Annotated in this window: 14 protein-coding genes; 1 reads left to right on the forward strand and 13 read right to left on the reverse strand. The window is 62.3% G+C overall.

The genetic code is table 11. From position 1 onward, the window contains the following. Positions 1-436: tyrosine-type recombinase/integrase (locus ACTHL0_RS05825; RefSeq protein WP_440565671.1), on the forward strand; the 436-nt coding region annotated here is incomplete at its 5' end. A 435-nt stretch (positions 437-871) separates the two neighbouring features. Here the strand turns inward: ACTHL0_RS05825 and ACTHL0_RS05830 are convergent. The 13 genes from ACTHL0_RS05830 to ACTHL0_RS05890 all read right to left on the reverse strand — a co-directional run. Next, positions 872-1,465: a lipase family protein gene (locus ACTHL0_RS05830; protein WP_440565673.1), complete on the reverse strand. Its 594-nt coding sequence runs from the start codon at positions 1,463-1,465 to the stop codon at positions 872-874. Further along, positions 1,462-1,881 (reverse strand): hypothetical protein, encoded by a 420-nt coding sequence (locus ACTHL0_RS05835; protein ID WP_440565675.1) that lies wholly within the window; start codon positions 1,879-1,881, stop codon positions 1,462-1,464. Before ACTHL0_RS05835 ends, ACTHL0_RS05830 begins: the two co-directional genes overlap by 4 nt. Before the next feature lie 23 nt (positions 1,882-1,904). Further along, on the reverse strand, positions 1,905-2,141 hold the full coding sequence (locus ACTHL0_RS05840; protein ID WP_440565677.1) for a hypothetical protein: 237 nt from the start codon (positions 2,139-2,141) through the stop codon (positions 1,905-1,907). Continuing rightward, positions 2,138-2,626 carry a lysozyme gene (locus ACTHL0_RS05845; RefSeq protein WP_440565679.1) on the reverse strand — a complete coding sequence of 163 codons (489 nt, stop codon included), beginning with the start codon at positions 2,624-2,626 and terminating at the stop codon, positions 2,138-2,140. The genes ACTHL0_RS05840 and ACTHL0_RS05845 overlap by 4 nt, the downstream gene beginning before the upstream one ends. Then, positions 2,623-3,027: a DUF1003 domain-containing protein gene (locus ACTHL0_RS05850; RefSeq protein ID WP_440565681.1), complete on the reverse strand. Its 405-nt coding sequence runs from the start codon at positions 3,025-3,027 to the stop codon at positions 2,623-2,625. Before ACTHL0_RS05850 ends, ACTHL0_RS05845 begins: the two co-directional genes overlap by 4 nt. Continuing rightward, positions 3,011-3,199, reverse strand: coding sequence for a hypothetical protein (locus ACTHL0_RS05855; protein ID WP_440565683.1), 189 nt, complete (start codon positions 3,197-3,199; stop codon positions 3,011-3,013). Before ACTHL0_RS05855 ends, ACTHL0_RS05850 begins: the two co-directional genes overlap by 17 nt. After that, the gene (locus ACTHL0_RS05860; RefSeq protein ID WP_440565685.1) at positions 3,192-3,509 is read right to left on the reverse strand and encodes a hypothetical protein; all 318 of its coding nucleotides are present in this window, start codon (positions 3,507-3,509) and stop codon (positions 3,192-3,194) included. Before ACTHL0_RS05860 ends, ACTHL0_RS05855 begins: the two co-directional genes overlap by 8 nt. A gap of 13 nt (positions 3,510-3,522) precedes the next feature. Continuing rightward, the gene (locus ACTHL0_RS05865; RefSeq protein WP_440565687.1) at positions 3,523-4,005 is read right to left on the reverse strand and encodes a hypothetical protein; all 483 of its coding nucleotides are present in this window, start codon (positions 4,003-4,005) and stop codon (positions 3,523-3,525) included. Next, entirely contained in the window at positions 4,002-4,907 is a 906-nt protein-coding gene (locus tag ACTHL0_RS05870; protein ID WP_440565689.1) for a tail fiber domain-containing protein, read from the reverse strand. The genes ACTHL0_RS05865 and ACTHL0_RS05870 overlap by 4 nt, the downstream gene beginning before the upstream one ends. A 107-nt stretch (positions 4,908-5,014) precedes the next feature. Continuing rightward, the gene (locus ACTHL0_RS05875) at positions 5,015-7,003 is read right to left on the reverse strand and encodes a hypothetical protein (protein WP_440565691.1); all 1,989 of its coding nucleotides are present in this window, start codon (positions 7,001-7,003) and stop codon (positions 5,015-5,017) included. Further along, positions 7,000-8,928, reverse strand: coding sequence for a hypothetical protein (locus ACTHL0_RS05880; protein ID WP_440565693.1), 1,929 nt, complete (start codon positions 8,926-8,928; stop codon positions 7,000-7,002). Before ACTHL0_RS05880 ends, ACTHL0_RS05875 begins: the two co-directional genes overlap by 4 nt. A gap of 13 nt (positions 8,929-8,941) precedes the next feature. After that, positions 8,942-9,313, reverse strand: coding sequence for a hypothetical protein (locus ACTHL0_RS05885; protein WP_440565695.1), 372 nt, complete (start codon positions 9,311-9,313; stop codon positions 8,942-8,944). Beyond that, on the reverse strand, positions 9,310-10,146 hold an 837-nt coding region (locus ACTHL0_RS05890; protein WP_440565697.1), incomplete at its 5' end, for a tail fiber domain-containing protein. The genes ACTHL0_RS05890 and ACTHL0_RS05885, both read right to left, overlap by 4 nt.

Consider the following 10,146-nt stretch of genomic DNA (forward strand, 5'->3'; position numbering starts at 1 on the left):
CAACCGCAAGGCCGAGTTCTTGGACCTGTCCTGGCCGCAGATCGACGAGCAGGCCGGCGTGATTCGCGTGAAGCGCGCCAAGCAGCGCGGCAAGAAGCGCGGAGAGGTCATCGAGCATATCGAGATCACGCCGGCCATCGCCGAGCTTCTGGAGCGCCTGCGCGCGGCCAGAAAGAACGACTGTCTATACGTGTTCTCGAACCGCCACGGCACGCACTACACGGCCGGAGGATTTAAGGCCATGTGGTCGAAACTAGTGAAGGCGGCGATCAACGCCAAGGTGATTCATGCGCGGTTCACGTTCCACGATCTGCGGGCCTATTACGTGACGCAGCACAAGGCAGAAAGAGGGGCATTACCGGACCTGCACGCCAATCCAGCGACGACGGCGCGGGTCTACGATCGGACGAAGATCGTCAAACGCCGCGCGCTGTGATTCCCATTTTGGGAATTTTGTACTGTACGTAAACCCAGAGAAAGGCGTCGAGAGGCTTGATTTTATTGGGGTGGCTGATGGGACTCGAACCCACGACGACAGGAATCACAATCCGATACATCGATCCTTGACGCGTCTTGGTTTGGCGAGACTTTTGGGAACGGATAGACTAAATCGACCTTTGATTCGTAACGCTTTTTTGAGGTGCGTTCCCAAGTGATTATGCCGTAATCGTCATTCCGAAGCGAGTCGGCGGACACCGGCACCCTGTGATTTTCGGTCGGATCGCGTTTTAGGCGATAATCTGTCCGAAATATTGCACCGAGAGACCCATGACAGACCTCATCAAAACTGCGATCAATCTGCTAGACAACGTTCAGCGCATGATCGACGAAGGCACGACGCAAGAAATCATCTGGCGGTATTGCGACAAGGCTAAGGGGAAGTTGCGTGAGCTTGGAGCGCAAAAATCACCTGCGCAATGCGGTGATCTTCCAGATTCGGAAGAGCCGGCGTCCCGATGAACTCAAGCGCGCCGGGATGCTTCCAGCCTATCGGCAGATTCGGCACGAGGTCTCCCCCGTTCCGATACAGCCACATAGGCACAGGCGAGAGCAGCGCGCGCACGGAGCAGCCGGGAGAAACCCGGGGCGGCTCGAAGCCATAGACGGCTGTCGGTCGGATGCCCGAGATCATCATTTCAACGGCCGCCATGATCGCCATGGCCGCCCCGAGGGAGTGCCCGACGAGCGTAACTGGCCTCCCGTTGATCGCGGCGAGCACATCCACCGATATTGCCTGCCAGGCCAACCAGAATCCTCTGTGCACGTCTCCTGCGCCGGCGACGGCCATCGGAATGGCGTCAAGATCGGCGACGAAGCCCGCAGCGTTGTCGGTGCCCGGGAAGGCCACGACGAGCCCGGCCGCTGTCTGCCGGACAATCGCGCGCGAGGCGCTGTCCGCTTTGCCAATATCCGGCGACGCGGTGTAGGCCTCTTGCGCGAGAATGGCGAAGTCCCGCGGTGTCATTTTGCGGGAGCCGATGCGGCGGCCGGCTCTCCATACACCGTCATCGCGTTCTGAAGCGTCAGCGAAAAGATGCCGATGGCAGCGATGAAAAGAGGCTTCTGGTTCGCGGGAATCTGCGTCGATTCATTGATGGCCTTCTCCATCGCCGGAACGCCCGTTGCGAGAAGCGTCTGTACCGAACTGACCGTGATAGCGCCTGCCGTCGAGCAGAACAGCCCGTTCGCGGTTGCAGCAGCGGCCACGGCCGGGTCGATCACGGCGATGCTTTGCAGCGTCGGTTGAACGACCGCGCACCCGTTGACGACCGTGGTTTGGAGCTTCGCGAGATTGCCGGCGGCGTTCTGCTGTTGCATCGTCGAGCAAGCGGAAAGAGCGGCCAGGGCTAACCCTGCCGCGATGAGCAGCATGCGTTTCATGGTGGTTCCTTTCGGTTGGGGGATTACTGCTGGGGAGTGGCGGGAACGCCGGGATTCGGCTCTGCCTGCTTGGCGGAGCGCGATGAAACCGCGTTGCAGACGACGTGTAGGCCAGCCAGGACCAGCGCGCCCATGGTGCCGGCTACGTCCGCCGGCGGGGCGGTGATCTTGAGCGCGCCGCACGCCCATACGATGACGCCGCCGATCATTGCGCCGCTGACGGCGGCCGCGCCCGTTGTGACGGGTGAAGATTGGTTCACGATTGCACCTCCTGTTGCGGTTGAGGCTCCTTTGAGAAATCGGCTCCGAGGGTGAAAAGCGCCCGCTCGGCGTCCCGGCGCTTCACGAGTCCGGCAAGTTCGACGCCGCCAGCTTTCGTCCAGACCACGAATTGATCCGCTGCGCCTTGCATGTGATTGACATTCAGGCAGGCGAGCAATGTCGAACTGCCGAATGCGCCGAGGCCGATGTTGTAAGCCAGATCGCAAAGCGCGGCTTTCTGCTCGTCGCTGATCGGCACTGTGACGAGCGTGTCGATGTGCGCGCCGATGCCCTTCATTCGATACAGCAAATCGGCATCGGCTTGTTCCTGCGTCCAGGTTGTTCCCTCGATGATCGCGGGGCCTGTGGCGCCATATCCGACCGTCGCGCGGCGCCATCCATAGACTGGGTCCGGGTATGCCTCCAGACGGCATCCTTCGAATTCCTTGGCGAGTTCAATCGCTTTGTCGAGCCATTCCATCATTCCTCCTTCAGTTCGGTGAGCGTTTTCAGGATGCGTTCGTCCTGCTCGCGGATCATGCGCAGCAGTGTTGAGTGAGTGGAAAGCATGTCGCGCTGCGCCTCGGCCATCGCGAGCGTTGCCTGACCGATTCGGTAGATATCCTCGACGAGACGGCGCTGGACTTGCTCCTGCCGGTTCTGCGAGATCATGACGATCGGTCCGGTATAGGCTGCTTGGAACGACAGCATCAGGTTCAGGAAGACGAATGGATATTCGTCCCAATGCCCGGTGAGCGTCCCTGTGTTCAGGGCAATCCAGGCGACGAGCGCGGCCGACTGCCAGATGATGAAAGGCCAACTGCCAACGAGCTTTGCCGTGAAGTCGGCGGCGCGCTGCCCGAGCGTCTCAGTGTCCGCGGACATACATCAACACTTCGAACACAGCCTCAAGCGCCACAAGGCCGATAACAAGCCACTCCAGAGCGCGCGCTTTACGCACTTCTCGATCGCCTTCGAGGATGTCGAGACGATCATTCATGTACTTAAGTCGGTCGTCGATTAAATCGAACTGGCCTTCTATCAAGTCGTCATCCATGGCTTTTAATCGCCCACTCGAAGATCAGCGCGGCGAGCGCAATGAGCATGCTCCCGCCACCGAAGAGCGCCGCAAACTTACCTGGAATCGATGCTTGGGCGTCTGACATCTGCTTCGCATGCGTTTGGCTGATGTCCTTGCGCAAATCGATAATGTCGTCTTTCGTGGCAACCCGGCCGATTGCCTCGCGCAACCCTGAAATCAACTCATCGTGTCGCTTGACCGCATCATCGAGCCTTGCAATATCGTCGTCGTGCTCATCCACGCGCCCCTTGATCTCAGCGATTTGTGCCATGACGGTTTGTTCCATTTGATCCCCGATATCAGTTGGAAGGTAGGATGGTGAAGCTGTCGGTGAATGCCTCTCTTAGGAAATTTGTTCCAAGATTGGTTGCCGTTTGCCAAGTTGTAGAGTTAGCCATAGAGAATATTCCGCTAACTCCTGTTGTGTTATTTTTTACGGATATCTTCCCAGTCCAGTTTGGCGATACAGTGAACTGTATTGAAGTTACACCAGCCCCATTATTTTTTGTCTGAGAAACAGATTGCGTAGCAAGCCCTCCTCCGAACCATTGGTGGGAGCTAAGATTTAGATAATCAATGTTGGTTGGTATGCCCGTGGTTGATACGGAGAAATTACCGTCTATTCTTCCGGTTTTCCCGAGCAAGTCACCAAAGCTAACCGGCGCGCCGCTCTTGCCCGCGAGCGCTATCACCCACGAATCGAGAAGCGATAGCGGCAGCGTACGACCGAGTTCGGTCGCGATCTGCGACATGGATAGCGGATAGGAGGCGGGGAGCGTCATGCGGCAGGCTCCAGGAGCGCGCGCAGCCGAATCACTTCCTTCGCGAGCTCGACGCAAGCCACGAGCGCGGCTTGCCCGTAGGCAACCGACAGAATCCCCTTCTCGCTTTCATGGACCGCCTCGGGCAGAACGGACCGCAACGATTGCGCGCCGACGCCGGCTTGTCGCTGGTCAATGTCGATGCGCGAATACGTGCCGCTGCGGACGCCGGCCAGTTGCTCGATGAAATCGGACGGCAACTCGGTCCAATCGGTCTTCAAGCGTTCATCAGAGTTCGCTTGAATGCCGCCGGTGGATGTGAGGTTCCCCGAGTCGTCGATCGTCAGCAAGACCGCCGTATTGGCCTGATTGACGACCACGAAGCTGTTACCCACCACCCCAAGGTATTTCGCCCCCCCGCTGCACGACATTTTTTGGTACCCGGAGGAATTCGTCGTGCTGAAGGTGACTGGCGTTTGTGTGGTTCCGCTGACTGACAGCGAGGAAAGGGCCGGTAGGGACGAATGGGCCGGGTCCATGATCCCTACGTCGACCTCAGACACCCCGCTATCGAGAACGCTAGTTCCGTCCCACGTCACCGTGACGGTGGTCAGGGACGTATATGCAGACGCAGAGATCGTGCCGTAGATCGTGCCGGCGCTCACCTTCGCCTTGACGCGGCGACCGACTGTGTACCGCGCCGTCAAATTACCGGGTACCGTGAACTGCGTCGTCGAAACGTAGGTCGGCGTGTCGCCAAAATTCAGCCATTCCCAGCCGTTTTGGAACTGCGTCGCCACGTCGGCCATCATCTGGCGCGCGGAGTCGTTCACGGTCGACGGCGCTTGCCCTTCCGCCCAGTTGATATTCGTTGCCGCCGTGGCGTTGTTCGCAGGCGTCGGGGACCACTGCCAAAGTGCCATTTCGGATCACCTATAATGAAAAACCCCGCGCGCGGCGGGGTTCGGAGATTTCAATGCACGACGTTTTGATGGTCGGCCTCGTGAAGCTCGGCATCGTGGCCCTTGTCTCATTTGTTGCCGGGATTCTGGAAGCCGCCAAGAAGCCCATTCACGGCGGCTGGACGACCGTAATTCAGGAGCCCCTGCATAAGCGGACCTGGAATCTGTTGCGCCGCCGCGGCAGCACGAGCATCGAGGTACGGAAGAACCGCATTCGGATCCATAAGTAGGCCTGTCAGGCGGTCTTGCAGGCGACCGCCGACCATCTGACCCACCTTGTTCGCGCCGCCGAGAATGCCGAGCCCCACCATCGGGTGTCCGAGCGCCGTGGCCCCAAGGGCGCCGACCCCCTTCGCGAGATTTCCGGCGCCTCCGAACGTGGGACCATAGAGCTGGCGCGCGAGCCAGCCGTTCGCCGCGAGGTTGTATGCCGTGTCGCTGCCGGGAGAGCGGATCGCATTCGATACCGTCGCGCGCTGTAGGTCTTGGCCGATGCCCTGCAATGACTGAAGCGCGCCGGGGTCGACCCCATACTGAGCACCCTTCATCGCGCTCGTGAGCGCCGATCGGAACGGCATCATCTGGATCTCGGGCGCGCCGCCGGCGTTCATCGCGCGCGTACCGAGTCCGTTCGCGATCTGCTGCCCGACTTCCATCGTGTTGATCGGCACGCTCATTTCGGCATACTTCTGCGCCGCTTGGCGCACTCCTGGGACGTAGGTTTGCGTCCAACTTTTTAGGTAGCTCTGTGCGTCGGTCAGCGCGCGCGCCTGCTGATTGTTGCCGCTGCGCTTCGCGGCGTCGATCATGTCGCCGAGCGCGCGGTTCGTGTAATCGAGCGCCTGCCCGCTGATTGCTCGGTTCTGCGGCGTCGGCCATTGCAGTTGCACGCCTTCATTGCGGGCCAATTGATCGGCTTGCTGCATGGCCTGCTGAACGGCGGGGCGCTGCGCGAAGTTGACGAATCCCTTGCCGACATTGGTCGTGGCCTGATGCGCGGCATCGTAGAGCGGCTGCGTCGCCGCCGCGCGCGCATCCTGCGCCGCTTGCAAAGCGGCCGGAGACTGCGCCACCCCCATCAGCGCCTGCCAGCGCGCATCGTTGTTGTCGATCGAGCGCTGCGCCATCGCCGTCTTGAACGCTGGGATATTCCCGGCCGCCTTCTCGGTCTGCACCATGACTGGCGTTTGCGCGACCTGCGCGGTGGTCGGCTGCGATCCTGGCACGAACTGCTGCGAGCCGCGGATATTCGACGCCGCCTGCGCCGCCTCGGACTGGTCCATCGCGTTTGCCAGTCCTTCGCCGACATATCGGGTAGGCTGCACGACGGGCTGCACAGCATCCCAGATCCCTCGCCCGGCCGCGCGCGCGCCGGCCGCAACGAGCGGCGTAGCCCCCCCGAGCAGGCCGCCCAACCCAACCTGTTCGGCCTTCTGCTTCCAGAAGTCATCGCCCGGGTTCTGGACTGGCATCATGGCGCTGCCCGCGGCGCCCTGTGCGGCGCCGAGTCCCACCTTTCCAGCCAACGACAAGCCGGCGTATTCCGGGCCCGCGAGCAGCGTAGGCAGCGTGCCGGCGATTTGACCGCCGATATTGCCAGCTCCGGCCGTGATCGGATTCGCTTTGCTGTACGGGGCATATTGCGCGTTGAGGTTCGCAATGCCGTGCTCGGCGTCCCGCGTGAGCCATTGGCCCGCGCGTCCGATCATATTCATCGGCTGCTGCCCAGTGATAGTGCTGGTGAGGTTCGGCGATTCACCGATTCCGCCCAGCGCCTGCATGCCGCGGCCGATCAGCTGCTGTATCCCCATTGCCGTCGTGCCAACCCCATGACCAAGGCCTACGCCCAGCGAAGCGAGCATTCCCGGCTGTTGCCCGGCAGCGGTTGGGACTGCCGCGGCGCCCGAGCCGCCCGCTGCCGACGCCGGGCTTGCGCTCGGTGCGGCCTTCGACCCCGCCGCCGCGTCCGCCGCGAATTGATCGGCAAGCGAAACGGACTGAGTCGGCGCGACGCCAGCCGAAGCTGCGTCCGCTGCAAACTGATCGGCGGTGCTCATTGGAACGCTCCCAACTGTTCAAGCGCCTTGATCTTCTGGCCGAACTTCGGGTCCTGCTTGAGCACGCCCGCGGCGAATTTCTGCCGCGCGGCGGGGTCTTGGATCGATTGCCATTCCCAGATGCGTGGGTCGGCGTTCTTGTCGAAGGTCGTTTCGGCCTTCGTGTAGCTCGCCGGGTCATTCCCGTTTGCGAACGGCATCAGAAGGGCTGTCTTCGCCTGCGTCATGGCGTATTGCGCGCTGAGGTTGCGGCCGGCTTCCTGGATAGCATCCACCGTCATGTGCTTGTTCGGGTTGCCTGCGGATACGATCGCGCGCGCAGCATCGGTGCCCAGGCCGCCCTGCCCCAGCTTCGCGACGATCTGGTTGCTGTACTTGTCTAGCAGGTCGGTTGCGGTCTTCGCATCGTTCGCGCCCGGGATTCCCACCAGCGAGAGAAGACCGTTCGCATAAGAACGGCGATCCGCCTCGGCGCCGGTGATCGCAGACGGTGCGAGCGACATGATGTTTTCGAGCTGCGAGCGCACCGTCTGCGCCGCAGCGTTCGAATCGCGCAACTGGCCGAATCGGTCCTGCATCTGCTTGACTTGGCCTTGCGCGAACGTATTTGCGCCCATCGGCTGCGCGCCGTAAATCTGGCCGCCGGCCGCCTGCTGGCCGCCCACGAATGCCTGAGGTCCATTCTCGTGCAGCATGATCCCCGTGGACACGATATGCCGCACCGCGGGGTTCGAGAGATCGATTGGCTGATCTGGCTTGATGCCCAAGCGCTGCGACACGTCCTGGATATATGCCTGGGTGTCGTTCTCGTTCGAGGGGGCCCATTTCGAAATCACGCCAGCAAGAGTATTGACGCCCTGCTTGCCGTAGGAAGCCAGATTCGAATCCATCTGTTGGATGCCGGTCTGCATGTCCGGGTATTGCGCGAGGTGACCGCCCGGCATCATGGCGCCAGGATTGTTGCTGCGTAGCGGTGCCGGCATTTCCCCCGTGGCGGCCTGCGTGCGGCTCATGACAGGTGCCGGGTTGCCCTGGGCGTCATAGGCGCCGGTGAACGGCAATTGCGAACCCTCGCCGGCCGTCTTGGCAGCGGCCATCTGCTGCGTGACACCAGCGGCCCCCGGAATAGAGTTGACCCCGACGACGTTGCCCGAGGCATCGAATAACGGAGTCGCGCCGGCGGGAATGTTCGGGTTGAACGCCATCGGCTGCATGGTGAGCGGATCGCGCAGGATCGCTCCGGGCCGCGCGTTGACCGGCGCGATGTAAGTCGCGTGCGCCACCCCACCGCGGTTCGCCGCCTGAATCTCGGCGGGCGTCATGCCCCCCTGCATGCCCATCTTTGTGATGTCTGTCGGCATCATGGCGGCAAGCGACGGATCGTGCTCGACCGCGATACGCATCAGATCGCCGCCGCCCGGCAGACCGGCATAGGTCGACAGCAGCCCCTGCTGGAAGAGCTGCGCCGGCGTGCGGCCCATGATGAGCGGCCCGGACGGCTGGGCGGCAGGGTAAGCCGATGCCGCTGACGAAGAGGCGTCCTGCGGGGTCGGGGCGAGCCCTTGCATGCCTGACGATAGACCAGAGATCCCCGGCGCGTTCGCGGCACCCATGACGGGCTGCATCGGCGTCGATGCTGAAGCTGGCGCAGCTTGCGCGGGTGCGCCGCCTTGCGCTGCCCCCATGAGACCCTGCAACGCCTGCATTTGGAGCATCTGCCGCTGCGTGGCGATCGCGTTTGCCGCGCCCTGCCCGAGCCCTTGAACACCGGCCCCGAGCGCTTGACCCATCGATACAGGGATACGGGACGGCGCCGACGCTTGCAGAAGCCCTTGGCCGAGCCCGAGCATAGCCGCGGTGTTCGGGTTGGCGTAGACGCCCATCAACCCACCGGATGGAGCCCCGCCCCCATTGAAGAGATCCATGAGTCCGGCCATGTCATGCCCCCGGCGCGGCGCCGCCGCCCATGCCGCCCATGCCGCCCATCAATCCGCCGAGCCCGCCGCCCATGCTTTGCATCAGCTGCGGATTCTGTTGCAAGAGGCTCATGAGGCCCGGCGCCATTCCTGCGATTGCGCCCCCGACACCGACTGGGCGCTGGTGATTCTGTGCCTGCTGAGTCAGATTGGCGCCAATCATCCCGAGTCCACCCAGGTTAAAGCCCGGGGTTTGAACCGCACCCATGGGTTGAGCTCCAGGGCCGAACATGGCCGCTGGCATCGCCCCTTGATACTGCATGGGGTTCTGCTGCGTGTAGAACGGGTATTGCTGTTGCGCGCCGGGCGCCGTAAATCCGAACGTGTTGTTCATGCTTCACCCCGCAGAAGATGCCCCGCGCCAAGCGCGTCGTAATTCACCATGTCGAAACCGCTCGCATCGCGCGCGACTGCCTGCGGAACGATGCGGCGAACCTCATCAGCCATGACGCCAACGCGGCGCATGCGCGGTGCATCCCACAGATAGCGGTAGCGGTAGAGCTGGATGCCGTTATCCAGGCGCGCGCCAGTCGACTCAATGTCAGCCTTCAAGCGTCGATCCGAGAACGCGCCCATCAGGCCACCGCCGACGGCGCCGATTGCGGTTCCCCACGGGCCGAACGTGCTGCCGATCGCTGCGCCGCTCGCCGCGCCGCCCAGCGCGCCGGCCGCTTGGTTCTGGTAGTACGGCGTGCTTGTCGTGCCGCCGTAATTCCCCTGGATGAGATTCGAGTAATTGTTGAGTAGCGTCCAGGGAGCATTGATCTGCGCCTGTTCGAGCGCCTGCTGATTGCCGCCCATGTTGTATAGGTTCGTGCCAGCCGCGTTGATCGAATTCACCACGTTCGGCGCGTTCGACGAGCCCGCGAGCTGCTGCTGGGATGCAACGTTGTAGTTCTGCGAGAGACCTTGCGCGCCGGCCATCATGTTCTGCATGTTCTGCTGGTACATGCCGCTGAGCATGCTCGCGTCGGTATTGCCGAGTTGCGTCGCCAAGTCCTGCTGATTCTGGCTCACGGCGTTGCCATATGCCCCCGACCCGTACCGGCCCGCGCCCTCGAACGCGCTCGCGGTCTGCGGCGCCGTCGCGGTCTGATAGGAACGCGTGATGGCGTCATTCGCGGCATTGACAGCGCCCGTCTGATACGGGTTGCTCATCATGCCGCC

The organism is Trinickia sp. (genome assembly GCF_051961175.1).
Taxonomy (GTDB): domain Bacteria; phylum Pseudomonadota; class Gammaproteobacteria; order Burkholderiales; family Burkholderiaceae; genus Trinickia.

What these genes read in the sequence shown, in the direction of transcription:
- ACTHL0_RS05830 (WP_440565673.1), bottom strand. Translation starts at nt 1,465, where the DNA reads ATGACACCGCGGGACTTCGCCATTCTCGCGCAAGAGGCCTACACCGCG.
- ACTHL0_RS05835 (WP_440565675.1), bottom strand. Translation starts at nt 1,881, where the DNA reads ATGAAACGCATGCTGCTCATCGCGGCAGGGTTAGCCCTGGCCGCTCTT.
- ACTHL0_RS05845 (WP_440565679.1), bottom strand. Translation starts at nt 2,626, where the DNA reads ATGATGGAATGGCTCGACAAAGCGATTGAACTCGCCAAGGAATTCGAA.
- ACTHL0_RS05850 (WP_440565681.1), bottom strand. Translation starts at nt 3,027, where the DNA reads ATGTCCGCGGACACTGAGACGCTCGGGCAGCGCGCCGCCGACTTCACG.
- ACTHL0_RS05855 (WP_440565683.1), bottom strand. Translation starts at nt 3,199, where the DNA reads ATGGATGACGACTTGATAGAAGGCCAGTTCGATTTAATCGACGACCGA.
- ACTHL0_RS05860 (WP_440565685.1), bottom strand. Translation starts at nt 3,509, where the DNA reads ATGGAACAAACCGTCATGGCACAAATCGCTGAGATCAAGGGGCGCGTG.
- ACTHL0_RS05865 (WP_440565687.1), bottom strand. Translation starts at nt 4,005, where the DNA reads ATGACGCTCCCCGCCTCCTATCCGCTATCCATGTCGCAGATCGCGACC.
- ACTHL0_RS05870 (WP_440565689.1), bottom strand. Translation starts at nt 4,907, where the DNA reads ATGGCACTTTGGCAGTGGTCCCCGACGCCTGCGAACAACGCCACGGCG.
- ACTHL0_RS05875 (WP_440565691.1), bottom strand. Translation starts at nt 7,003, where the DNA reads ATGAGCACCGCCGATCAGTTTGCAGCGGACGCAGCTTCGGCTGGCGTC.
- ACTHL0_RS05880 (WP_440565693.1), bottom strand. Translation starts at nt 8,928, where the DNA reads ATGGATCTCTTCAATGGGGGCGGGGCTCCATCCGGTGGGTTGATGGGC.
- ACTHL0_RS05885 (WP_440565695.1), bottom strand. Translation starts at nt 9,313, where the DNA reads ATGAACAACACGTTCGGATTTACGGCGCCCGGCGCGCAACAGCAATAC.